This is a genomic window from Scleromatobacter humisilvae (assembly GCF_023231945.1).
In the GTDB taxonomy this organism is placed as follows: domain Bacteria; phylum Pseudomonadota; class Gammaproteobacteria; order Burkholderiales; family Burkholderiaceae_C; genus Scleromatobacter; species Scleromatobacter humisilvae.
Window position 1 is genome coordinate 534,572 of sequence record NZ_JAJLJH010000003.1, and the last position, 24,377, is coordinate 558,948.

Sequence of the window (24,377 nt, forward strand, 5' to 3'; positions counted from 1 at the left end):
TGGCGTGACGCGGCCGCTAGGTGCGGCTCGCCGACGCCTTCGGTGGCTCGCCTTCCAGCAGCGACTTGTCCCAGCCGCCGCCCAGCGCCTGGAACAGCGTCACGTAGGCGTTGAGTTCGTCGGCGCGCGCCTGTGCGATCGCGAGCTGCACCGACAGCAGGTTGCGCTGGGCGTCCAGCTGGTCGAGGAAGGGCGCGTAGCCCGACCTGTAGCGCGCCGAAGCGATCTGCAGCGTGCGCTCGAGGGCCGACTCCTGGGCCTGCAGCGAGGCCAGCTGCTCGTGCAGGCGCTGCGTCGCGGCGAGCGCGTCCTCGACCTGCCCGAATGCCTCCAGGGCCGCCTTGCGATAGGCGAAGGCCGCCTGGTCGCGGCGCGCGGCCGCCGCGTCCTGCTGCGCCTTGAGGCGCCCTGCATCGAGGATCGGAGCGAGGATGCTGGCGCCGATCGTGAACACGTCGACCGGATGGTTGTCGAGGATCGTGGACGTCACGTGGCCCCAGTCGCCGGACAGGCGCAGGTCCGGCATGAACGCGGCACGCGAGGCGTCGAGGGCGCGGTCGGCGGCGACGACGCGCTCCTCGGCCTCCACGATGTCGGGGCGTCGCCGCAGCAGCGAGGACGGCAGCGCCGCGGGAGCGGGCGGCGGCGTCGCCTCGAGGGCGGGCCCGCCGCGTTCGATGGCGCCGGGGTTGCGCCCGAGCAGGATGCTCAAGGCATCCTCGGTGCGCCGGATGGCCAGCTCCGTCGCGGGGATCTGTTGCTCGGTCGCCCGGTACTCGGCCTCGGCCTGCGCCAGATCGAGCTGGGCGGCATAGCCCACCGAAACGCGCCGGCGCACGAGCCTGAGCGTCTGGTCGCGCGCGTCCAGTGTCTGGCGCAGGGTCGCCAGGCGCGCATCGAGCGACCGCAGCGTGAACCAGTCCCGCGCCGCGGTGGCCGCGACCAGCAGCCGCACATCGGCCTGCGCCGCGCGCGACCCGAGGAGGGTGGCGCGCGCCGCCGCGTCGGCCGCGCGCAGGCGGCCGAACAGGTCGGCGTCGAAAGAGAACGCGAGCACGGGCTCGGTGACGTTCTCGACCTGCGGCAGGCCGCGCGCCGGATTGATGCTGCGATCGCGCTGGTACACGACGGTGCCGTCGAGCTCGGGCAGGCGCTGCGCCCGCGCGAACGCCGCCTGGCCCATCAGCTCCTCGACGCGCGCCGCGGCGATCCTGACGTCGTCGTTGTCGGCGAGCGCGGCGGTGACGATGCGCGTCAGGTCCGGGTCGCCGAAGCTGTCCCACCACGTCGCTGCAAGCCCCGGGCCGGGATGCTCCGGCACCGTGCGCCAGTCCGCCGGCGGCGTGACCTTCGCGTCCGGCGGCACGGCCGGCCGCGGGCCGGCGCATCCCGCCAGCAGCGCGAGCGCGGCCAGCGCGGCCCTAGTGCGCGGCGCCGACATCGACGTGCGCCTCCACGGACATGCCCGGTCGCAGCGCCTGCAGCGCGTCGGCGGCGCCGTCGAGGCGCAGTCGCACGCCGATGCGCTGCGGGATCTTGACGAAGTTGCCGGTGCCGTTGTCCGGCTTGACGACGGAGAACTCGGAGCCGGCCGCCGGCGCGATGTCCTCGACGACGCCGTCCATGCGGCGCCCGCCAAGCGCGTCGACGGTGACCCAGGCCCGCATGTCCCGGTGCATGCCCGCCGTCTGGGTCTCCTTGTAGTTGGCGATGACCCAGCGATCCGCGGGCACCAGCGGCAGCAATTGCGTCCCGTTCGTGACGTACTGGCCCAGCCGCACGCCGACCTCGCCCAGGCGCCCGCTCTCGGGCGCGCGCACGACGGTGTTCTCGAGGTCGATCTCGGCCGTGCGCAATTGCGCGGCCGCGGCGTCGATCTGGGCCTGGATGCTCTCGCGGTTGACTTCGACGGTGCGGATGTCCTGGCGGGCGATCTCGTGCGCCGCCTGCGCCTGCTCGAGCTGGGCCTGCGACTGGGCGAGCGCGGCGCGGGTCTGGTCGCGTTCGCGGACGGAGACCGAGCCGTCGGTGACGAGGTCGTCGACGCGCCCGAGGTCGGCCTGCGACCGCAGCAGCTGCGCCCTGGCGTTGAGGATGCCGGCGGCCTGCGACGCCAGCGCCGCCACGCGCGACGCATGCGCCTGGTCGAGGTTGGCCAGCGCGGCCTTCTGCGCCTCGAGCGCGGCGCGCGCCTGGTCGACCTTCGCGTGGTACTGGCGATCGTCGATGCGCACCAGCACCTGGCCGGCCTTCACGTCGGCGAAGTCCGTCGCCTCGACCGCCACGACATAGCCGCTGACCTGCGGCGCGATGATGGTGGTGCGGCCGCGGACGTACGCGTTGTCGGTGACCTGCACGCCCGAGCGGAACGGCGGCAGCTCCCACGCCCGCAGCACCGCCAGCACCGCGATGGCCGCGAGCACGAGGATGAGCACGACGAGCAGCGGACGCTTGGCGGGCAGGGGCCAGTGGCCGCGAGGAGCGGGCGCGGGCGCGGGCGCGGGCGAGGCGGCGTCGGTGGCGGTGGCGTCGGTCATGTGGGTTCGGTGCGGCGAATGGGCCGGACGGCGGCGAGCAGCAGCAGGACGACGACGAGCAGCGCCGTGGCGAGCGCGAGGCGCCAGACGAGGCGAAAGACGTCGTTGAAGGCGAGCACCGTGGCCTCGCGCGTCATCGATGCCACGAGCGCCGCGCCGCCCTGCTGGGCGCGCAGCGCCGGATCGGCAACGGTGCACGCGAGCGCTCGCGTCGAGCCCGCGACGCGATTGGCGACCTGGACGTCTCCCGCCGGCATGCGCTCCGCCAGCTCCTGGAAATGGGCCCGGGTCGCGATGGTCTGGTAGCTGCCCAGCAGCGCCGATCCGACGAGGCCGCCGATGTTCTGCGTCATGCTGAAGACGACGACGAGCGTCACGAAGTAGTCGGCGCCCAGGCGCATCACCTTGAGGATGCCGTGCGCCATCGTCGGCCCGATGAACAGGCAGGTGCCGAAGCCGATCAGCGACTGGCTCAGGTACAACTGCTCGGGCCGGGTGAGGTCGTTGGCGCGGCTGTCCATCCACGCGCCGGCGGCGATCGCGAGGCTGGCGACGATGACCTGCCTGGGAATCGCCCGTTCCGACACCGTCAGCACGCAGGCGACGATGCCCGCGAGCATCGAGACGATGACCCAGCAGAACAAGGTGCGAAGCTGGTCGTTGTCGAGGTTGCCGGCGGTCAGCAGCCCGACGGCGCCATAGGTCTGCTCGGCGAGCGCCAGCCGCATCAGGAACGCGATCGCGATGAAGCCCAGGAAATCGCGCGTGCCGATCCAGCCGACCTGGATCAGCGGCCGTTCGCGCGACGCCTCGATCGCGATGGCGGCCGCGAGCAGCGGGATGGCGATCGCCAGGACGACGCCGAGCCAGGGCGTGTCGGTCCACCACGCCAGCCTGCCGCGATTGAGGACGCCGCAGATCATCAGCACGGCCGGCAGCAGCAGGGCGACCGTGACGAAGTCCAGCGGCTGGAACAGCTTCGATCGCGGCGTCGGCGGCAAGGGCAGGAGCGTGATGAGCGTGAGCGTCGTGATGCCCGTCGCCAGCTCGAGGCAATGCTGGCCGAACCAGCCGCCTTCCGACAGCAGGTCCACCGGTATCAGCCTGGCCAGGGGCGTGCCGAGCTGGGTCATGCCCAGGCCCGTGACCATGGCGACGGCGCGCGCCTTGGGCGGCACGACCTGCAGCAGGTAGTAGATGCCCGTCGTGGTCATGCCGCCGGCCACGACGCCGCTGACGAAGCGCACGACGGCCTCGGCGGCGAAGCCCGTCAGGAAGAACTGCGCCGCGGCGATGGCGATGTAGACGAGCAGCAGCGCGCGCATCACGCCGGGCATGCTGAACTGCGCGCGGGCCTTCACCAGCATCGTGTTGGCGCACGAGTTCGCGGCGACGTAGATCGCCGGCAACCAGCTCAGCTCCGCGACGTAGGCCGCATGTTCGCCGGACAGGTTGGGCACGTTGACCGTGACCGTCGCATTGACGAAGGTGGTCGTGGCGCCGATCCACAGGCCGATCGCGGCGTAGGCCAATCGACGCAGCGGCGGATGCGGCGGCGAGAACGGGCCGCCGGGAAAGCTCGGTCGGTCCTCGGGCCGGAACTCGTAGCCGCCGTCGGCCAGGGAGGGCGTTGTCGTGGTCATCGAGGCGTTCCCCGTCCGCGGCGGGCATGGCGTCCCGCACGGTCCTTAGAGGAAGTTCTCCTTGATCATCTCGAGCACGTCGCCGCCGCGGCCCGCCAGCACGGCTCGGGTGGAATAGAGCGCCATGCCCAGCACCGCCTTGGCCTCGATGAAGGGCGGCATCACGAGCTGCTGCGGCTGGACGCGGACGTTGAGCAGCGCGGGCCCGGGTTGTGCGAGCCACGTCTGGATGGCCTCCTCGAGCTCCTCGCCCTTGTCGACGGTGCGGCCCCACAGGCCCATCGCCGCGGCGACCTTGCCGAAGTCGGGGTTCTTCAGGTCGGTGTAAAGGTCGACCATGCCCTCGGCGCGCTGCTCGATCTCCACGAAGCCCAGCTTGCGGTTGTCGTAGACGCAGATCTTGATCGGCAGGTCTTCCTGGATCGTCGTCATCAGGTCGCCGAACAGCATCGCGATGCCGCCGTCGCCGCACATGCAGATCACCTGGCGTCCGGGCTGGCACTTCTTCATGCCGAGCGCCGCGGGCATCGCGTGGGCCATCGTCCCGTGCAGCAGGCTGGCGAACAGCCGCCGCTTGCCGTTCATGTCCAGCATGCGGTAGGCCCACACCGTGGGCGTGCCGTCGTCGGACGAGAACAGCGCGTCGTCGTCGGCGTACTGGTTGATCAGCCTGGTCACGTAGGTGCCGGGAATGCTGCCGTCGCGTCCCGGCACGGCCTTGTCGCGCATCGCCTGGAGGTCGTGCTCGTACTTGCGGACCCAGTGGTCGCGGAACGACGTGTCGGAACGCTCCTGCAGCAGCGGCAGCAGCGCGGCCATGGTCGCCTTGATGTCGCCCACGACCCCCAGGTGCACGGGATGGCGCCGGCCCAGGTGCGTGGGATCGATGTCGACCTGGATGATCTTCGCGTTGTCCGGATAGAACTGGCGCCAGGCGAAGTCCGCGCCCAGCAGCAGCAAGGTGTCGCAGTCGAGGATCGCGTGATACCCCGCCTCGGTGCCGATGATCCCGGTCATGCCGATGTTGTACGGATTGCCCGGCTCGATGGCCTCCTTGCCGCGCGACGTGTGCGCGATGGGGCACTTCAGCTTCTCGGCGACCTGCAGGATCTGCGCCAGCGCGCCCTCGCAGCCGGAGCCGCCGTAGATCGTGACCTTGCCGCCGGTGTTCAGCAGCGCGGCCATGTCGGCCAGTTCGCCGTCGCTCGGGCGCAGCACGGGCGACGGTGCGTGGAGCGAGAACGGGGTCTTGTCGTTCGACTGCGCGTGGGAGACGTCGACCGGCACGACCAGCACCGCCACGCCGCGCTTGTTGATGGCCGCCTGGCAGGCCGCGACCGTCTTGCGCCGGGCCTGGTCGGGCGTCAGGATCGTCTCGCAATACACGCTGCAGCTCTTGTAGATTCCCTGCAGGTCGACTTCCTGGATGAAGTCGAACCCGATCTCCTCGCGCGTGACCTGGCTGGCGATGAGGATCAGCGGCGCCCGGTTGCGGTTGGCCTCGAACACGCCGTTGATGAAGTGCAGGCTGCCCGGTCCGCAACTGCCCGCGATGGCGGTGAGCTTGCCGGTCACGAGGGATTCCGACTGGGCCGCGAACGCGCCCGCCTCTTCATGGCGCATGTGCACCCACTCGATCTCGCTCTTGTCGATCTCGAGGGCGATGCGATTGAGGGTGTCCCCGACGATGCCGTAGCAGCGCCGGACGCCGGCTTCGAACAGAGTCTCGACGATGATCTCGGCGACCGGTTGGCTCATGGACGCTCTCCTGAAGTTGGGACGGCGGCTGCCTGACGGTGACTTGCGCGGGGACGTCCCGGTCCACGCGCGACGACAGCGCCTCGCCGCAGTCTGCTGACCCGCGGGCAGGCCTCACATCCCCCGGGCGGGGCACCGGCGCGCGCCGCGCCTGCGGCCCACGCAAGCTTGGCGCAGGGATGCCGCCGCCGTACCCCACGCGGGGGATATCCGGCCCGGCGGCCGGCCCCGAGCATGTCGTCCAACAGCCGCCGATCGATGCTCGGCGCGATGCATGGGCGGGGAGCCGATCGGCCACCGCGTCTTGTCGGCAACCGTGTTCAGACGTCGAGGGGATTCCGATGGCAACGCAGTGGCAAGCGCGTCTGGCAGGCCTCGTCGGAGCGATGCTCGGCGCGTTCGCGACGACGGCGCGGGCCACCAGCGTGCTCGACCCCTGGGGGGCCGTGGGCGCATCCGAACTGCAGCTGCTGTACGAGTCGCTGGGCGTGATGCTGCTGGTCGTCGTGCCGGTGCTCGTGCTGACGCTCGCGTTCGCCTGGTGGTTCCGCGCGTCCAACAAGCGCGCCACCTACATGCCGGACTGGGAATACAGCGGCAAGATCGAGTTCACGGTCTGGATCATCCCGCTGCTGGTCGTGCTGTTCCTCGCGGCGATCGCCTGGGTCGGCGCGCACGAGCTCGACCCCTACAAGCCGATCGCGAGCGCGAACAAGCGCGTGCGCGTCGAGGTCGTGTCGATGGACTGGAAGTGGCTGTTCATCTATCCCGAGCTGGGCGTGGCGAGCGTCAATGAAATGGCGCTTCCCGTCGACGTGCCGGTGAGCATGGACATCACGTCCGCGACGGTGATGAACGCGATCTTCATCCCCGGCCTGGCCGGGCAGATCTACGCGATGAGCGGCATGTGCACGCAGATGTCCGTCATCGCGGCCAGGCCCGGGACCTATCGGGGCCTGGCGACGCAGTTCAGCGGCGAAGGCTTCTCCGACATGCACTTCAAGGTGGTCGCGGCGGATCGCGCGGGCTTCGACCAGTGGATCGAGGGCCTGCGCCAGTCCGGGCGTTCTCTCGACAAGGCCGCCTACGAGCAGCTGATCGCCGCGCATGCCACCGGGAAGACGACGTTCTACTCGTACGCCGAGGACGGCCTGTTCGACTACGCGCTGCAGCGGGGAACGAAGCCCGCCTCCTCGGTGGTCGCGCGAACGACAGCCCCCGACGTGGGCGCCTGTCAGGACATGACCCTTTCCAATGGAGTCGACTGAAGATGTTCGGCAAACTCACGCTGGCGGCGATCCCGTTCGACCAGCCGATCGTGATGGTCACGTGCTCGGTCATCCTGATCGGGATCGCGGGAATCCTCGGGCTGCTGACGTTCCTGGGCCGCTGGAAGTGGCTGTGGGACGAGTGGCTCACCACCGTCGACCACAAGCGCGTCGGCATCATGTACGTCCTGCTCGCGCTCGTGATGCTGCTGCGCGGCTTCAGCGACGCGATCATGATGCGCTCGCAGCAGGCGCTGGCGTCCAATGACGGCCGCGGCTTCCTGCCGCCCGAGCACTACGACCAGATCTTCTCCGCGCACGGCACCATCATGATCTTCTTCATGGCGATGCCCTTCGTCGTCGGGTTGATGAACTTCGTCGTCCCGCTGCAGATCGGCGCGCGCGACGTCGCCTTCCCGGTGATGAACGCGCTGAGCTTCTGGCTCACCGCCGCCGGCGCGCTGCTCGTCAACATCTCGCTGGGCATCGGCGAATTCGCGCGCACGGGCTGGCTCGTCTACCCGCCGCTGTCCGAACTGGCCTACAGCCCCGGCGTCGGCGTCGACTACTACCTGTGGTCGCTGCAGATCTCGGGGATCGGCACGCTGTTGTCCGGCGTGAACCTCGTCACCACCATCATGCGATGCCGCGCGCCCGGCATGACGCTCTCGTTCATGCCGATCTTCACGTGGACCGCGCTGGCAGCCAACATGCTGATCGTCGCGGCCTTCCCCGTGCTCACGGCCACCTTCGCGATGCTGCTGCTCGACCGCTACGCCGACATGCACTTCTTCACGACCGACGGCGGCGGCAACGCGATGATGTTCATCAACCTGATCTGGACCTGGGGCCACCCCGAGGTCTACATCCTCGTCATCCCCGCATTCGGCGTGTTCTCGGAGGTCATCGCGACGTTCTCCGGCAAGCCGCTGTTCGGCTATCGGTCGATGGTCATCGCGACGATGGGCATCACGATCCTCGCGTTCACGACCTGGCTGCACCACTTCTTCACGATGGGCTCGGGGGCCGACGTCAACGCCTTCTTCGGGATCACGACCATGGTCATCTCGATTCCCACCGGCGTGAAGATCTTCAACTGGCTGTTCACGATGTACGGCGGCCGCGTGCGCTTCACGTCGCCGGTGCTGTGGACGATCGGCTTCATGGTCACGTTCACGATCGGCGGCATGACCGGCGTGCTGATGGCCGTGCCGCCCGTCGACTTCGTGCTGCACAACAGCCTGTTCCTGGTCGCGCATTTCCACAACGTCGTCATCGGCGGCGTCGTCTTCGGCTGCATCGCGGGGCTGACGTACTGGTTCCCCAAGGCCTTCGGCTTCACGCTCGACGAGACGCTCGGCAAGGCGGTGTTCTGGTGCTGGTTCGTCGGCTTCTACCTCGCCTTCATGCCCTTGTACGTGCTGGGATTCCTCGGCATGCCGCGGCGCATCAACCACTACGACGATCCGGCGTGGACGCCGTATCTCTACGTCGCCGTCGCGGGCGCCGCGCTCATCATGCTGGGCATCTTCCTGCAGATCGTGCAACTGGTCGTCAGCATCCGCACGCGGCACCTGCGGCGCGACCTCACCGGCGACCCCTGGCACGGCCGCACGCTCGAATGGGCCACGCCGTCGCCGCCGCCGGTCTACAACTTCGCCGTGCTGCCGGCCGTCAGTGGTGTCGATGCCTACTGGGCCGCGCGTCACGAGGGCCGGCTCGCGGAACCCGGCGCCATCGAAGACATCGAGATGCCCAAGCCATCGTCGCTCGGCTTCGTCACCGCGTTCTTCGCCGTCGCGGGGGGCTTCGGCATGGTCTGGCACATCTACTGGCTGGGCGCGGGATCGCTGGTCGCCGCGCTGGCGTACTGGATCTGGCTGTCGTGGGGCGATGACGACGAGACGACGCTGCGCGCGCACGAGGTCGAGAACATCGAACGCGCCGCGCACCTGCGCACCGCCCGGGCCTGAGAGGAACCTTCGATGCAAGCACATGTCGTCCCGAACGGCCGCCACGGCGAGGAGGCGAGCCATCCGAATCGTCGCGGCATGACCGGCTTCGGGTTCTACCTCTACCTCCTGAGCGACTGCATCCTGTTCGCCACGTTGTTTGCGGCCTTCGCGGTGCTGCATCGCTCGGTGGCGGACGGGCCCGACGGGCACCAGCTGTTCGGCCTGCGCAATGCGTTCATCGAGACGGCGTGCCTGCTGACCAGCAGCCTGACCTGCGGACTCGCGATGCTCGCCTGCGATCGCCGGGACGCGCCATCGGCGAAGGGCTTTCTCGCGATCACGTTCGCCCTCGGCGCCGTCTTCCTGGCGCTCGAGCTGACCGAGTTCCATCGAATGATCGCCGATGGCGCGGGGCCGGATCGCAGCGCGTTCCTGTCGGCCTTCTTCACGCTCGTGAGCACGCACGGCCTCCACGTCACGGCGGGCCTGGCGTGGATCCTCATCCTGCTGCTGCAGTTGCGCCAGAAGGGCTTCACCGAAGCCATGGTGCGCCGCCTGTTCTGCTTCAGCCTGTTCTGGCACGTGATCGACGTCGTGTGGATCGGCGTGTTCTCGTTCGTCTACCTGATCGGATCCGCATCATGACCCAGGTTCCCACCGCCTCCCTCGAGACCGCCCGCGTCACGCCGGGCACCGAGAACGGCCAGCAGCACGGCTCGCTGCAGGGCTACCTGGTGGGGTATGCCGCCGCCGCCGTGCTCACCATCGCCGCGTTCGCCGCGGCGCGCACCGCCGCGCTGACGCCGGCCAGCGCGATCGCGGCGATCACCGTGCTCGCGATCGGCCAGATGCTCGTGCACCTGATCTTCTTCCTGCACATCAGCACGACGCCCAACCAGCGCACCAACATCCTCGCCTTCGCGATCACGATGCTGATCGTGGTGCTGATCGTCGGCGGGTCGCTGTGGATCATGTCGCACCTGCAGTCCAACATGATGCCCACGAGCCAGCTGATGCGGATGCAGCGATAGCCGAAGCGTCCGGGAAGACCGTTCCGATGAAGCACTTCGACTCCGATGCGGGCGGCAGCATCCCGGCGTCGCGTCTGGCCGCGCTGGTCCTGGCGAGCGGCTTGCGATGCGTGTTCGCGCAATCGGCGCCGGCCGGCGGCGCGGACAGCGAAGCAGCCGGAGCCGGCGCGCAGAGCGCCGCGGCGCAGGCGCAGAACCCGATCGCCCACGTCATCAGCGTGCCGTTCCAGAACAACACGCTGACTCGAACAGGGCCTTGTCGCGGCACGGCCGACACGCTGCTCATCCAGCCGGTCGTCCCGATCCGGATCGACGCCAACTGGAGCGTGATCACCCGCACCATCGTGCCGGTCGTCCACCTGCCGCGGACAAGCCCGGAGCAGGGCGACGTGACGGGCCTGGGCAACATCGAGCCCCAGTTCTACTTCACGCCGGCGCACCCCGGCAAGTTCATCTGGGGCGCCGGCGCGCAGGCCTGGTTGCCCACCGCGAGCCAGGATGCGCTGGGCGTCGACAAATGGGGCGGCGGCCCGGCCGTGGTGGGCCTCGTGATCGACGGCCACTGGGTGGCCGGCGCGCTCCTCAACAACGTCTGGGCCGGGTCGGGCAAGGGCCGGGTCAACCAGATGACGCTCAATCCCTTCGCGAACTACAACCTGGCCCAGGGCTGGTACCTCGCGTCGACGCCCGTCATCACCTCGAACTGGGACCGGGCGAGCTCGCAGCGCTGGACCGTGCCCGTCGGCGGCGGCTTCGGCCGGGTCTTCAAGATCGCGGGCCTGCACGTCAACGCGCGGCTCGAGGCCTTCAGGAACGTGGAGCGCCCGCGCTACGCCGCCGCGACCGACGTCCAGGCGCAGCTGCAGTTCCTGTTTCCCGAACACTGATCGTCGAACGCGCTCACGCGTCCGCGGGAGCGAAGCGGGCAACGTCCGCGTCGACGAATGGGTTGCCGTGATGGATCCGCGGCCGGGGCAGCACCGGCGGCGCCTGCACCTGCGCGAGCGCGGGGGGCCTCCGCGCCGGACCCGGTTGACGCAGCATCCCCCGGCGTTCGGCGATCAGGATCGCCTCGGTGCGGCTGTGGACGCCGAGCTTGTCGAAGGCCGACCGGAGATGGGCCTTGACCGTGCCCACGGAGATGTCGAGCCGGGAGGCGATGTGCTTGTTGCAGAGACCGTCGGTCAACAACGCCAGCACCTGTCCTTCGCGTTCGGTCAGGGGCTCGGTGGCCAGGCTCGTGGCGAGCCTCGCGGCGATCGAAGGACTCAGGTGGCACTCGCCGCGGTGGACGGTGCGCACGGCCACGTAGAGCTCCTCGGCGGAGGAGCCGAGCGGCAGGAAGCCCGCGGCCCCGCGCTTGAGCGCATCGCGGATCTGCCATTCCCTTTCGGCGTTGGCGACGATCGCGACCTTGGTGCCGGCACGATCGAGCTGCAAGGCATGCATGGCCGCGAGGATCCGGATGCCGTTGTCGAAGTCGGTGACGACCACATCGCAGGACAGGAGTGCCGGGTCGTCCTGCGAAGTGGCCTGGACTCGCATGTCGTCGCATTCGGCGAAGGCGGCCGTCAGGCCGGTGCGACACACATAGTCGTCATGGACGACGAACACTTGGATGGGTCGGTTGGACATCGAACGGTTCTCCTGGCTCGGTTCGGGCAGTCAGCGGCGTGACCGCAGGCCTTGTCTCACTATCGGACTCGACGCGGTCGGGCTCCATCCCCCGCATGGGGCATACGTCGACCATCTCCTTTTGGCCGACTCGGGGCCGTGCCTTTCGCCTGGCGAGGCGCAGGCGCCTCACCGGGGGATGCCGGCGATCGGACGGCATGTCGTTCCAGCAGGATGCCCAGTCCGTACTACGGCCAGATTTCGCCGGGCACGGCCATCGCTACAGCTGAAACGTTGGCCAGCCCGTGAGGGCTTGCGCGATGCCCGCTGTCTCGGGCTTTCATCGACGCGCCTGGCCGTTGAACTGCCGCGCGATTCCCTTTCCTTGGTCATATGAATGCGATTTGCTGCGTGCTAATCTAGTCCGCGTCCGGCTGTCAGGCCCCTGGCGCGAACTCGCACGAACGCCGAGTCCGCCGCTCGAACTGGTTGCGATGTCGCAAGTCGAGGGGCTCGATTCTTGTCGGCAGCCATGTTGCTCATGAGAAAGTCGAGCGAGTCCTTCAGCATGTCCTTGAACGCGCCCCACATCCTCGTCGTCGACGACGACCCTCTCATGAGGGACCTGATCAGCGGATACCTGCTCGAGAGCGAGCTTCGCGTCTCGACCGCGGATGGCGGTGCGGACATGGACAGGATCCTGCGCGACCACGCCATCGACCTCGTGCTGCTCGACCTGCGCCTGGGCGGGGAGGACGGCATGCAGCTGGCTCGCAAGCTGCGCGAGGACACGGACATCCCCGTCATCATCGTGACGGCCCGCCGCGACGAGGCGGATCGCGTGATGGGGCTCGAGATGGCCGCCGACGACTACGTGACCAAGCCCTTCAGCAACCGCGAGCTGCTGGCTCGCGTGCGGGCCGTGCTTCGCCGCTACCAGGGCCGGCGCCCCGGCGATCAGCCCGCGCGTGGGACGCGCCGCCGCGCCTACCGCTTCGCGGGCTGGGAATTCAATACCTTGTCGCGGCGCCTGACGGATCCTCAAGGCCTTCAGGTTCCACTCAGCATCGGCGAGTTCAACCTCCTGCTGGCCTTCTGCGAGGCGCCGCAACGCGTCTTGTCGCGCGATCAATTGCTGGACCTGTCGCGCCTGCATGGCGACGAGATCTACGATCGTTCCATCGACGTCCAGATCTTCCGGCTGCGACGCAAGATCAGCGGTGACGAGGAGTCGCAGAAGCTGATACGGACGGAGCGCGGCGTCGGCTACATGTTCGCCGTGCCGGTGGAGATGCTCGGCTGAGATCCTGGCCTGGGCGAGCGGGTTACGTCCGAAATCTGGACTGTTCCGTCTGCAATCTGGCCGCTCCTCGCGTAAGTGCCGGGTAGCGGTCGCGCCCTAGTCTGGGGGCCTGTCAATTGCGGAGCGGACTCGTCCAGGCTGCGTTCGACCTGGGGTCCGGTAAGGCATGGCCCTCATGAATCTCGATCTTGATCCGGACGGTGAGTGCTGCGAGAGAGCAGGGGTCGCCTTCCTGATACGTGCGTCCGACTTCGGCCTGGACGCGTTCGAAACGACGCCCGACCCCGACGTGGGAGGCGAACCGGGATCGCGGGGGGAGAGCCGCGCCGCCGAGCCGGCGCCCGCTCCGGTGCGCGTGGCGCGCTCGAAGCGTGCGGCCCTGCAGGCGTGGGCCGCGCTCGCCGCGATGAAGCTGGCCGAGGGCCAGTCGCGCATCCGGTGCATGGCCGCCGGCACCGTTGCGTCGCCGGACGACGCCGTCGAACTGGAGTGCCGCCTGCTCGATGCCGCGCACGCGCTGCTCAATGACGACGCCGAAGCCGCCGTCGAGATCGTTGACGATGCCATCATGGTGCACGAAGGCGCGGCCGATCATCCGGCGACCCCGCTGCTTCTTCGGCTGGCGCATTGGAAGGGACGGCGCCTCTCGGCATTCTGCGAACTCGCGCGGCCGGTCGGTCCGGTGCCGACACGCCGCCGCGACGCGTTCTGCAGCATCCTGCACTTGTCGATGGAAGCCGCCGTCGAGGCCGAGCAACTGCGGCTGGCCACGGCCGGACGGCTGGCGCACGACGCGCTGGAGCTGTCGGCCCGCTTCTTCGGCCCGGACTTCCCGGCCAGCCGGATGGCGACCGCGTTGAGTGCCGCCATCCTCTACGAGCAGAACCACGTCGATGCGGCGGATCGCCTGATCCGCGACCGGCTGGTGTTGAGCGGATCGCAAGGCGGCATCGAGGGCGCGCTCCGCGCTTATGTCGTGGGGGCGCGGATCGCCGTGACGCGCCAGCAAGTGCCCTTCGCGATCCTGCTGTTGCGCGAGGCGGAGCTGCTCGGCGAGGCACGGAACTGGCCTCGTCTCGTCGCGCTCAGCCTGGCGGAGCGCGTGCGCCTGCTTGTCGAGGCCGGGCGCATCGGCGAGGCCGAGGACTGTTCGGCCCGCCTGCGAACGATGGCGGCGAAGTCGGACCGGCCAGGCGGGGAGGGCGTCCTGGCGCGCGAGGTGGCGATCTGTCGCGCCCGCCTGGAACTCGCCTCGGGCGAGGGGAGCGAACAGTCGGCGGCGTCCTTGAACCGCATCGTCTCGGAACACGTGTCGCGCCGGGAGCTCCAGCGCGCGACGGAGATGCGGATGCTGCTCGCATGCATCCTGCATCGATCCGGCCAGGATCGCGAGGCGGCCGCCGAGGCGGCGCGCGCGCTGGAGGATGGCGCGACGGCGGGCTTGTACCGGACCTTCCTCGACGCCGGCGAGGCGACCCGGCGCCTGCTCGAGTGGCTGTTCGAACACCGCGCCGGCGCGGCCGGCTTGCCGGACGAATTGCGGCCCTACGTCCGGAGCCTGCTGAAAGGCTTTCCGGAGCGCGCTCCGCAGGCAGGTTCCGCGCGGACGCGCCATCGCTCGGGCGAATCGCTGTCGCCACGCGAGCGCCACATCCTGACGCTGATGAGCCATGGCCTGTCGAACAAGCGCATCGCCAAGATGCTCGAGATCACGCCCGAGACCGTCAAGTCGCACGCGAAGCACATCCTGTTGAAGCTCGCGGCCCAGACGCGCGTGGAGGCGGTGTCGCGCGCATGCAGCCTGGGCATCATCTGAGGCGTGCGGGTCGCAAGACAGGCGCGTTCCGGCGATGCCGCACGACGGCGCGGACTACCACCAAAGGCGAGGCCCGGGCTCTGTCCTGGTGGCGTGGCGAATCGCAGGCGCCGTCCCTAGCATGACATTCGACGATTTCGCTCATCCAACCATGGAAGTCCAATGACGAAGATTCCCTTCATCGCAGTCCTGCTGTCCGCTGCCGCCGCAGCGTCCTTCGCGCAGACGGCGGCATCCGACAAGTCGGCGACTGCCCAGGCCGGTGCCGCCTCCGCGCCCGCGAAGCACAAGCCCGCCAGGAAGATCAGGAGCCACAAGCCCGGCGCGTCCGCCGTGGATCCGGAAGACTCCCCGGACAAGAAGGGCGGTGCATGAGCACGCTGCCGCGGCCGGCAGGGCTCATCTGACGTCGAGGAGGCGGGCGAGACTCGTCGCGAGCGCATCGAGGCGCAGCGGCTTGGTGAGCACGTCGTCGGCCCAGCCGAAGCTGTCGAAGGCCGAGCGGGTGTTGTCGCCGGCGTAGCCGCTGATCAGGATGACGGGCAGCAGCGGCCGCACGGCGCGCACCTTCTGCACGAGTTCGCCACCCGACATGCCGGGCATCTGCAGGTCCGTGACAAGCGCGGCGAACGAGCCCGGGCTCATGGAGAATGACTTCAGCGCCGCCGGCGCCGAATCGTACGCCGCCGGCTCGTAACCCAGGTCCCTGAGCGCGTCGGCGGTGAGCTCCAGCAGCGCGAGTTCGTCTTCCACGATCATCACGCGCTGCCCCCGACCTTGCGGGGCCAGGGACTGATCGTCCGGGGACTCCTCGGGCGCCTCGCCCGCGTGCGGCAGGTACACGGTGAACGCGCTGCCCACGCCCGGCGTGCTCTCGACGTCGATGGCGCCCGCGAAGTGCGCCACGATGCGCAGCACCATCGGCAGGCCCAGGCCCGTTCCCACGCCCATTTCCTTGGTGGTGAAGAACGGCTCGAAGATGTGCTCGAGGACGTCGGGCGTCATCCCGCTGCCCTGGTCGGCGACGCGCAGGACGATCCACTGGCCGATCTCGACCGTGCCCACCTTGAGCTGGCGCGGTTGCAGGATCTCCACGGTCTCCAGCGACACGCTCAGCGAACCCGGCTGCGTCATCGCATGCGCCGCGTTCGTGCACAGGTTCATGACCAGCTGGTGCATCTGCACCCCGTCGCCGAGGATCGCGGCCCGGCCGGCGACGAGGCGGGTCCGCAGCTTCAGGTGCTTCGGCAGTTTCGCCTGCAGGAAGTCCAGCGCCTCGCGCACCACGCGTTCCGCGTCCACCGGCACCCGCTCTCCCGCCGTGCCGCGGCTGAACGACAGGATGCGGTCGACCAGCGTGCGGCCGCGCTCTCCGGCCAGCACCACGTTGCTCAGGTCGTGGTGCATGCGGCTGTCTGGCGGCGCCGCGCGCAGCGCCCGCTCGCCGAAGCCCAGGATCGCGCCGAGGATGTTGTTGAAGTCGTGGGCGATGCCCCCGGCCAGCGTCCCCATGGCTTCGAAGCGTTCGGCCTGCCGCAGGCGGCCTTCGAGCCGCGCCATCTCCTCCAGCTGCCGCTTGCGCTCGGTGATGTCGCCCAGCGAGCCGACGAAGCGATAGGGAGTCCCGTCGACGCCTCGGAGCGCGGTGCCCCGGGCTCGGAACCAGCGCACCTGGCCGCCGGGCATCACGAATCGCAGCTCGTGGTCGTAGGGCGTCCCGCTTGCGAAATGCGCCTGCAGCGCCGCCTGCATGCGCTCCCGCTCGTCGACGTGGTACGTGAGAAGGACGTCCCATTCCTCGTTGCTCCGCCAGGGTTCTCCCACGGGGATGCCGAGCAGTTCCTGGGTGCGGGGGTGGAGGTAGGTGCGGCCCGCCCGGAGATCCCAGTCGAAGACGCCTTCGTTCGATCCGACCAGGGCCAGCGCATAGCGCTCCTCCGAGAGCCGCAGTTCTTCCTCGCTCTTGCGCAGCTCCCGCGTGAGCTGCTCCTGCTCCGTGATGTCGACGTCCAGGCCGAAGAACTGCACCACGCGGCCCTCGGCGTTTCGCAACGGCTCGCCGCGTACCAGGAACCACCGGAATTCCCCGTCCGCGCGACGAAGTCGATGTTTCACGTGGTATGAACTGCCAGTCTCCACCGCGTGCGTCCAGGCCCGGATGGTGTCGTCGAGGTCGTCCGGATGAATGAGCTGGGTCCACCCGAGCTTCGCGAAATCCGCCAGCGACCGCCCGGTGTAGTCCACGACGCGCTGGTTGAGGTAGCTGGGCTCGCCGTCCGGGTTCGCCGACCACATCAGCACCGGGATGGTGTCGAGCAGCGCGTGGACGAGCGAGTCGCTTCCCAGCAGGACACCGGTGGCCTGCTCGATGGCGTCGGCATCGGCGATCGCGGTGAGCAGCCGGCTGGCGCTTCGTTCGGTCTCGGGCATGCCCAGTGTCCTCAAGGTGGCGTTTCCGGCGACGATAGTCCAACCGGCCGCTCTCGTCACTGCCGGCCTGTCCGGTGCCTCGTCTCGCGGCGCGCCTCACCAGCTGACCTTGAACTCCACGCCCACGTACGTGCTGTCGTGGCCACCGGCATGGCGCAGCGTGTCGCCGACCTTGTAGTCCACGGCCTCGAGCGCCGTGCCGATGTTGCGATCGACCGCGTAGTCCATCCGCAGCTGCGCGTAGCTGCCCGTCCAGCGATGGCCGCCTCCGGCGGTGCCCGCGACCGGAATGTTGGGCTGCAGGTAGACCGCATCGGCCGTGGCCTCGCGCCAAAGCAAGCCGACGGCGCCGGCGACGCTGAAGTCATGGGCGGGCCGCAGCGTCACCGACGGCTTGAGATGCAGGAGGTTGGCGTCGCCCGTATAGCTGCCCAACGTGAAGTAGTAGCCGTTGGGAAAGAGCGGATTGAACGTCCCCTCGATGCGGTCGCCGTGGCGCCTGTCGCCGGAGGCGGCGTCGAACTGCAATCCGGCGCGGGGTTGCCAGGCGACGTCGGAGAGCGTGTAGCCCGTCCTCGCGCCGACGTTCCAGGCGCGGATCGTGCTCGCGCCGACGCGGCCCGCCTGCACCATGGCCTCGGCGTCCCAGTCGATGTCGCCCGCGCGGCCCGCGAATCTGGCGTCCCAGGCATTGCGCCGCTCGTATCCGACGGCGTCGCCATAGCGCGCGCTGGCGCGCTCGTAGAGGGACCAGTACGCCGAGAGCTCGTTGTCCCCGAGCACGTGCCGTTCGACCCGCAGCGTGTGGAACCTGAACGTGCCGTTGGCGCTGTCGTCGAAGTCGTGCCCGTCCTTGTACTGCACCGGCTCGCTGACGAACGCGATGAATCGCCAGTCCGCGGTCTCCCAGTCGGCCCACACGGCATCGAAGGACTGGCGCACGTTGGGGCCGTCGCGGGACGAGACGAAGCGCTGGATGTCGAAGGCGAAGTCCTGCCGTCCGACGCGCGCCTTCAAGGTGCCGCTGGAGAACCGGCCGACGTATTCGGCGAATGCCAGCCGGAGGTCGACACGATCCTGGTCGGCGGACGAGCGGACCTGCTTGTCGAACGCGCGGTCGTCATCGAGCTGGGTGAAGATCCGCCAGTCGTGATCGAGATGCAGGTCGGCGTGCAGCTGCAGCCTCTGCAGCACGTACGAGTCGCGGCTCGTGCCGCCCGTCCCCAGTCCCGGCGCGTCATTCGTCTCGAATCGCTCGCGCAGGGTGAGGCCGAGCGACAGGTATCGCGCGGGATTCATGTCCGACAGCGCGATGTACTTCAGGCCGTCGAGCGGCTCCGTGCGCAGCGACGGGTCGCGCAGGGCCGACCAGTCCTCCTGCCAGCGATTCATCTTGATCGGGGGCCGACTGATCGTCTGGGCGCCCGCCGGTTCCTCCTGCGCGCGGGCATCCGCGAGGCCGAGCGCCGCAGCGACTAGGGCGATGGCCAGCGGCGATTGCACGGCGCGCCTCTCGCAGCCACGTCGTGTCGCGGCGCAGTCAATGGGCCGTGACGCGGTGGATCTCGGCGACGTAGCCGCCCGGGAACTCGACGAACGCAGCGGTGCGATCGTCCTGGGCCTCGGGCTCGCGCAGCACCTTGACGCCGGCCGCCCGGGCCTTGGCCAGGGTGTCGTCGAGATCGGCGACTTCGTAGCCCGTCGACTCGCGTCCGAACGGATACGGCAGGTGGCCGTCGCTGACGAGCACCAGCATCTTTCCGAACGTCGACTCGATGCGGACGCGCCGATACGACTCGCCGGGACGGCCGATCTCCGCGCCGGGCGCATTGGCGGCATCCGAGACCACCTTGCCCTGGGAGAACGCGACGAACGACGCGACGAACGCCTTCACGCGGTCGGCGGAGACGTAGACCCGGTTCTCCGGGATGGTCGCGAACGGCGCATAGGCGGGCTTGGCCGTATGCCAGTAGAGCTGCATGTCGACGCCGCCGGGCCACTGGATGACGGCGTCGCGCCCGATCGGGTCGGGGAACGGCGCGACCAGCACGTCGGCGCCGGCCTGGCGCGCCGCCTTCACGGCGACATCGAGATCCGTGACGAGGTAGCCCGTCCTCTCGGCGCCGAACGGATAGGGCACGGGCGTCTGGAAGCCGAAGACGGAGACGGTGCCCACGGGCGTCTGGACGAGCTGCGAGGTCGTGCTGCTTGGCGTGGGCGTCACCGTGGCGACCACCTGCTTCGTGCTCTGGCCTCCGAAGGTCGCCACGAAGCTCTGGACGAACCTGTCCACGTCGGCCGGCGCCACGTAGACGTGCGTGGTGTCGTATTGCGCGCCCACCGCGACCTTCGGCAAGGCCTCGGGCGGCCTGGCCTGCGCGGCGTCGACGACGAGAGCGAGGGCAAGGATCGCGCAAGAGCGGGCGAACGGACGGGCGCACGGCGAATGCATGGCGGTGTCTCCAATCAGGTTGCGTTGGGGGACTTCAGTGTCGAGCTGCCCGGCGCTGCGCCAGATCGTGCCACGCGACGAGCACGAAGCCGCCCACCAGGCCGATGTGCTCGAAGAACCCGTTCTCGGCCATGAAGCGCGCCGGCTGCGTCATTTCCCAGAAGCGGTTTGCCACGAACGTGGCCATCAGCGTGAATCCGGCGAGCACCAGCGCGCCGGCCCAGCGCTGGATGCCGCTCAGGACGAGGGCGGATGCGCCGAGTTCGACGACGATGGTCGCCACCGCCAGCGGCGCGGCGGGTTCCAGCCCGAAGTGCCGGTTCTCCGCGATGGCGCCCGCGAAGTCCGTGACCTTGTCGAAGCCGCCCTGCAGGTAGGCCGCGCACAGCGCCAGCAGCGCCAGCCAGCGGATGGTCACGCTGCCCAGCATGCGCACCCCAGGGCTCCCCAGAAGCCTTGCAGATCGCCGGCGGGAATCGAGCGGCGCGCCGCGGCGAGGTGGTCATGCCCGTGGACGCGGCAGGCGCTCGCGCAGCCGCAGGCCGCGGCCATGCCGGGCCGCAGCGCGGCCTGCAGCGGCGCACCCTCCTTGTCGCCCCACGCACCGTAGCCGCCGAAGCGTCGCACCGGCGACCAGTCCGGCATCGCCGGCGGCGGGCCGGCATCGTCCCAGCCGGAGAACTCGCCCGCGCCATAGACCACCTTGCCGCCCACCACGGTGAGCAGGGCCGTGGTGTCGGCGATGTCGGATTCGGGGCACGCGAAGAAGTCCCGGTCGGGCACGGCCAGGTCCGCGAGCGCCCCCGCCTTGATCACGCCCTTGAGCCCCTCCTCGTCGGAGAACCAGGCGACCTTCTCGGTCCACATGCGCAGCGCGGTCTCCCGGTCGAGGCAGTTGCGTTGCGGCGTGATCGTCAGTCCGCTGACCGTCTTGCCCGTGACCAGCCACGCCAGCGAGACCCACGGGTTGTACGAGGCGACGCGGGTCGCGTCCGTGCCCGCCGAGACGTGGATGCCCTTGTCCAGCATCCGCGCCACCGGCGGCGTCGCCTCGGCCGCCGCGGCACCGTAGCGCTCGACGAAGTACTCGCCCTGGTAGGCCATTCGATGCTGGACGGCCACGCCGCCGCCGAGCGCGGCGATGCGATCGATCGAGGCGTCGGAGATCGTCTCCGCGTGGTCGAAGAACCAGTGCAGGCCGGCGAACGGAACCTCGCGATTCACGCGCTCGAAGACGTCGAGCGCGCGGCGGATGGTCTCGTCGTAGGTGGCGTGCATGCGCCACGGCCAGCGGTTCTGCGCGAGGATGCGGACCACGCCCTCGAGGTCGTCCTCCATGCCGGCGGGCATCTCGGGCCGGGGCTGGCGGAAGTCCTCGAAGTCGGCGGCCGAGAACACGAGCATCTCGCCGGCGCCGTTGTGGCGGAAGTAGTCGTTGCCCTGCTTGTAGCTCGAGCCCGCGGTCCAGCGCAGGAAGTCGTCCTTCTCCTGCTTCGGCTTCTGCGTGAAGAGGTTGTAGGCGATGCGAACCGTCAGCTGGGACGAATCGGAGAGCTTCTGGATGACTTCGTAGTCCTCGGGATAGTTCTGGAAGCCGCCGCCCGCGTCGATCACGCTCGTGACGCCGAGCCGGTTGAGTTCGCGCATGAAGTGGCGCGTGGAGTTGACCTGGTATTCGAGCGGCAGCTTCGGGCCCTTGGCGAGGGTCGCATAGAGGATGGCGGCATTCGGCTTGGCCAGCAGCAGGCCGGTGGGATTGCCTTGGCCGTCGCGCACGATCTGGCCGCCGGGCGGCTCGGGCGTCTCCCTGGTGTAGCCCACCGCGCGCAACGCGGCCGCGTTCAGCAATGCGCGGTCGTACAGGTGGAGGATGAAGACCGGCGTGTCCGGCGCGACGGCGTTGAGCTCGTCCAGCGTCGGCAGCCGCTTCTCGACGAATTGCTGCTCCGTGAATCCGCCGACGACGCGCACCCACTGCGGCGCCGGCGTCACCTGCACCTGGCGGCGAAGCATGCTCATCGCGTCGGCCAGGCTGCGCACGCCGTCCCAGCGGAGCTCCATGTTGAAGTTCAGTCCGCCCCGGATGACGTGCGTGTGGTTGTCGCACAGGCCGGGCAGGACGCGTCGGCCCTGCAGGTCGATGATGCGGGTCGACCGGCCGGCCAGGGGCACGATCTCCGCGTCGCTGCCGACCTGCCGAATGCGCCCGCCCTGGATGGCCACCGCGGTGGCCACGGGGTTCGCGCGGTCGAGGGTGGTGACGGCGCCGTGATGGAGGATGAGATCGGGAGGGACTGTGTCAGCCATGCTGGTCTTCTCCGTCGGACTTGCACGAGGGTAACTGCCCGAACATGTGCGGCTTGACCTGGTCGTCCATCCACGAGGCCGTCGGCTGGATGCTCAGCGCCTGCTTGACGAGCGGCGGGATCTGCTCGCCCAGCAGGATGCCGAGCAGGCCGACGAGCGCGATGACGGGCGGCGCCGGAGAGCGCACGTTGAACAGCGCGTAGATCACGCCGACGAGCAGGCCGACGGCGAGCGAGACGATGTAGGGCTTCATGGAGCGGCCTCCTCGGGACGATCATCCTTCGTGCGCGCTGAACATCGTCTTGGCGTAGGTGACGCCGAGCCCGTAGGCGCCGCCATGCGTCTTGGCGATGCCGGTCGTGAGCCCGTAGGTATCGCCGCGCGCCCAGTCGCGCTGCAGCTCCAGCAGGTACTGCAGGGCCGTCATCGGGCGCGCGCCGGCCTGCACCATGCGCGTCACGGCGCGTTCGTGCGCCTCCGTCGAGACGTCGCCGCACGCATCGGTCACGACGTAGACCTCGTAGCCCTGGTCCAGCGCCGACAGCGTCGGGCCGACGATGCAGACCGAGGTCCACAGGCCGGCGAACACGAGCCTGTCCTTGCCGATCGCGTTGAGGGCCTTGATGACGTTGGCGTCCTCCCACGTGTTCATCGACGTCCGATCGATCAGCTTCTGGCCGGGGAAGGGTTCGGTGACCTCGGAGAACATGGGGCCCGAGAAGCTCTTCTCGGCCACCGTGGTCAGCACCGTCGGCACCTTGAATCCCGCCGCCGCCTGCGCGATCAAGCCCGCGTTGGTGCGAAGCACGACCATGTCGATGGACTTGGTGGCGAATGCCATCTGGGACTGGAAGTCGATCAGGACGAGCGCGTGGTCGGTGGGCGTGAGCAGCTTCGAGCCTGGCGTGGGTTTGGCGACGATGGACATGGGAGTTCCTCTCGGAAGGTGAGGCCGGGATGCACCGCGCATCAGCGGCTGCCAGGCAGTCTGGGCAATCGTCGACGACGTGGAAATTGTCCAGAGGGCATATCGAGATTCGACCTTTCGATCGGCCGGCGACGCTGTGGGGCGGTGCCGATGCCTTGCATGTTCAAGCCAGACCAGCGGAGGGCGCGACGTCGCGTTCCGGCAACCGCCCGGCCGACGACGTCCTGGCCAGGCCACTGCGGGCGAAGGCGCTCGCGACGAGCCTCGCACGCTTGCTCGCAGCCGGGTGGGGCGTCCAGTCCCTTCGCCTCTCGCGAGTGCCCCGGCAGGGGGATGCCGCACGAGCGATCGCTCGAGCACGATGGATGTCGTGCCAACGCATCGCGCCGCCGGCGCACGTCCGTGCCATCCATCGAGAAACATTTCATGACCGAACAGGAAGTCCTCGACTCAGCGTATGCCATGCCTCTGACGAGGCCCGCCTATCCGAAGCCTCCGTACCGCTTCGTGGATCGCGAGTTTGTCATCATCACCTATCGCACCGACCCGGCTGCCCTGGCGCGGGTGGTCCCGGCCCCGCTGAAAGTGGCGGATCCCATCGTCAAGTACGAGTTCATCAAGATGCCGGATTCCTCGGGCTTCGGCTCCTACGTCGAATCGGGACAGGTGATCCCCGTGACGATGGACGGCGAGCCCGGCTCGTATACGCACGCGATGTATCTCGACAACTTCGCCGGCACGGCCGCCGGACGCGAGGTGCTCGGCTATCCCAAGCTGATGGCCCAGCCCCGGCTCGACATCCAGAGCGACTGCCTGGTCGGAACGCTCGACTACAACGGCGTCCGTGTGGCGACCGCCACGATGACCTACAAGTACGACGCCGTCGATCCGGCCAAGGTGGCGCGTTCGATGGAGGAGTCGGGCTACCTGCTGAAGATCATCCCGGATGTCGACGGCAGCTCGGCCCGGATCTGCGAGCTCGTGAAGTTCCGCGCGCAGGACGTGACGGTGAAGGGGGCGTGGACCGGGCCGGCAACCCTGGCCCTGCATCCTCATGTCCTGGCGCCCGTGGCGTTGCTGCCGGTGCTCGAGGTGGTGTCGGCGATGCATATCGTCGCGGACCTCACGCTCGACCGAGGTGCGGTCGTCCACGACTACCTGGCCGGCCGCACGCGACGCGGCACTCGTTGAGACGGCGTCGCTGGCGTTCCCGCAGGCGAGCGCGTTCCCTGGGCGCGCTCGAGCTCCGGGCGGCCCCGCGTGCGGCATTGCGCGCGCCGTGACGACCTCGCCTGCCAGTAACCCATGCGGGGGATGCCTCGGCTGCGACGGGCC

General features: G+C 69.2%; 21 protein-coding genes. 9 read left to right on the forward strand and 12 right to left on the reverse strand.

Translation table 11 applies throughout. The annotated features are described in order from the left end of the window. Positions 1 to 16: 16 nt before the first annotated feature. The 4 genes from LPC04_RS15540 to LPC04_RS15555 are packed head-to-tail and all read right to left on the reverse strand — an operon-like array spanning position 17 to position 5,938. Positions 17 to 1,441, reverse strand: coding sequence for an efflux transporter outer membrane subunit (locus tag LPC04_RS15540; RefSeq protein ID WP_275683160.1), 1,425 nt, complete (start codon positions 1,439 to 1,441; stop codon positions 17 to 19). Next, positions 1,422 to 2,537 (reverse strand): HlyD family secretion protein, encoded by a 1,116-nt coding sequence (locus LPC04_RS15545; protein WP_275683161.1) that lies wholly within the window; start codon positions 2,535 to 2,537, stop codon positions 1,422 to 1,424. The genes LPC04_RS15540 and LPC04_RS15545 overlap by 20 nt, the downstream gene beginning before the upstream one ends. Next, on the reverse strand, positions 2,534 to 4,180 hold the full coding sequence (locus LPC04_RS15550; protein WP_275683162.1) for an MFS transporter: 1,647 nt from the start codon (positions 4,178 to 4,180) through the stop codon (positions 2,534 to 2,536). The genes LPC04_RS15545 and LPC04_RS15550 overlap by 4 nt, the downstream gene beginning before the upstream one ends. Positions 4,181 to 4,225: 45 nt before the next feature. Next, a complete protein-coding gene (locus LPC04_RS15555; RefSeq protein ID WP_275683163.1) occupies positions 4,226 to 5,938 on the reverse strand; it encodes a thiamine pyrophosphate-dependent enzyme in 1,713 nt (570 codons plus the stop codon). A 341-nt stretch (positions 5,939 to 6,279) separates the two neighbouring features. Between LPC04_RS15555 and cyoA the strand changes: the two genes are divergently transcribed. The 5 genes from cyoA to LPC04_RS15580 are packed head-to-tail and all read left to right on the forward strand — an operon-like array spanning position 6,280 to position 11,079. Continuing rightward, the gene (gene cyoA / locus LPC04_RS15560; protein ID WP_275683164.1) at positions 6,280 to 7,206 is read left to right on the forward strand and encodes a ubiquinol oxidase subunit II; all 927 of its coding nucleotides are present in this window, start codon (positions 6,280 to 6,282) and stop codon (positions 7,204 to 7,206) included. Between the two features lie 2 nt (positions 7,207 to 7,208). Continuing rightward, entirely contained in the window at positions 7,209 to 9,179 is a 1,971-nt protein-coding gene (gene cyoB, locus LPC04_RS15565; RefSeq protein WP_275683165.1) for a cytochrome o ubiquinol oxidase subunit I, read from the forward strand. Between the two features lie 12 nt (positions 9,180 to 9,191). Then, positions 9,192 to 9,806: a cytochrome o ubiquinol oxidase subunit III gene (gene cyoC / locus LPC04_RS15570; protein WP_275683166.1), complete on the forward strand. Its 615-nt coding sequence runs from the start codon at positions 9,192 to 9,194 to the stop codon at positions 9,804 to 9,806. Then, positions 9,803 to 10,192, forward strand: coding sequence for a cytochrome o ubiquinol oxidase subunit IV (gene cyoD / locus LPC04_RS15575; protein WP_275683167.1), 390 nt, complete (start codon positions 9,803 to 9,805; stop codon positions 10,190 to 10,192). Before cyoC ends, cyoD begins: the two co-directional genes overlap by 4 nt. 26 nt (positions 10,193 to 10,218) lie before the next feature. After that, positions 10,219 to 11,079, forward strand: a complete 861-nt coding sequence (locus LPC04_RS15580) for a hypothetical protein (protein ID WP_275683168.1) — start codon at positions 10,219 to 10,221, stop codon at positions 11,077 to 11,079. A gap of 13 nt (positions 11,080 to 11,092) precedes the next feature. On the opposite strand, the gene LPC04_RS15585 is transcribed toward LPC04_RS15580, so the two are convergent. Next, positions 11,093 to 11,827, reverse strand: a complete 735-nt coding sequence (locus tag LPC04_RS15585) for a response regulator transcription factor (protein ID WP_275683169.1) — start codon at positions 11,825 to 11,827, stop codon at positions 11,093 to 11,095. 547 nt (positions 11,828 to 12,374) lie between these two features. On the opposite strand from LPC04_RS15585, the gene LPC04_RS15590 reads away from it, so the two are divergent. From LPC04_RS15590 to LPC04_RS15600, 3 genes are all read left to right on the forward strand, one after another. Beyond that, entirely contained in the window at positions 12,375 to 13,109 is a 735-nt protein-coding gene (locus LPC04_RS15590) for a response regulator (RefSeq protein ID WP_275683170.1), read from the forward strand. Between the two features lie 175 nt (positions 13,110 to 13,284). Beyond that, on the forward strand, positions 13,285 to 14,925 hold the full coding sequence (locus LPC04_RS15595) for a LuxR C-terminal-related transcriptional regulator (protein WP_275683171.1): 1,641 nt from the start codon (positions 13,285 to 13,287) through the stop codon (positions 14,923 to 14,925). A gap of 162 nt (positions 14,926 to 15,087) precedes the next feature. Further along, entirely contained in the window at positions 15,088 to 15,300 is a 213-nt protein-coding gene (locus LPC04_RS15600; RefSeq protein ID WP_275683172.1) for a hypothetical protein, read from the forward strand. Positions 15,301 to 15,324: 24 nt separating this feature from the next. Here LPC04_RS15600 and LPC04_RS15605 read toward each other — a convergent pair whose 3' ends face one another. From LPC04_RS15605 to LPC04_RS15635, 7 genes are all read right to left on the reverse strand, one after another. Further along, positions 15,325 to 17,355, reverse strand: coding sequence for a PAS domain-containing sensor histidine kinase (locus LPC04_RS15605; protein WP_275683173.1), 2,031 nt, complete (start codon positions 17,353 to 17,355; stop codon positions 15,325 to 15,327). 96 nt (positions 17,356 to 17,451) lie between these two features. Beyond that, a complete protein-coding gene (locus LPC04_RS15610; protein WP_275683174.1) occupies positions 17,452 to 18,858 on the reverse strand; it encodes an alginate export family protein in 1,407 nt (468 codons plus the stop codon). A 37-nt stretch (positions 18,859 to 18,895) separates the two neighbouring features. Beyond that, on the reverse strand, positions 18,896 to 19,807 hold the full coding sequence (locus LPC04_RS15615; protein WP_275683175.1) for a VOC family protein: 912 nt from the start codon (positions 19,805 to 19,807) through the stop codon (positions 18,896 to 18,898). A 34-nt stretch (positions 19,808 to 19,841) separates the two neighbouring features. Beyond that, positions 19,842 to 20,237, reverse strand: a complete 396-nt coding sequence (locus tag LPC04_RS15620) for a DoxX family protein (RefSeq protein WP_275683208.1) — start codon at positions 20,235 to 20,237, stop codon at positions 19,842 to 19,844. Beyond that, entirely contained in the window at positions 20,222 to 22,114 is a 1,893-nt protein-coding gene (locus LPC04_RS15625; protein WP_275683176.1) for an amidohydrolase, read from the reverse strand. Before LPC04_RS15625 ends, LPC04_RS15620 begins: the two co-directional genes overlap by 16 nt. Continuing rightward, positions 22,107 to 22,367 carry a DUF1427 family protein gene (locus LPC04_RS15630; RefSeq protein WP_275683177.1) on the reverse strand — a complete coding sequence of 87 codons (261 nt, stop codon included), beginning with the start codon at positions 22,365 to 22,367 and terminating at the stop codon, positions 22,107 to 22,109. The genes LPC04_RS15625 and LPC04_RS15630 overlap by 8 nt, the downstream gene beginning before the upstream one ends. A 21-nt stretch (positions 22,368 to 22,388) precedes the next feature. Continuing rightward, positions 22,389 to 23,042 carry a hydrolase gene (locus LPC04_RS15635; protein ID WP_275683178.1) on the reverse strand — a complete coding sequence of 218 codons (654 nt, stop codon included), beginning with the start codon at positions 23,040 to 23,042 and terminating at the stop codon, positions 22,389 to 22,391. A 426-nt stretch (positions 23,043 to 23,468) separates the two neighbouring features. Between LPC04_RS15635 and LPC04_RS15640 the strand changes: the two genes are divergently transcribed. Next, entirely contained in the window at positions 23,469 to 24,233 is a 765-nt protein-coding gene (locus tag LPC04_RS15640) for an acetoacetate decarboxylase (RefSeq protein WP_275683179.1), read from the forward strand. Positions 24,234 to 24,377 lie beyond the last annotated feature (144 nt).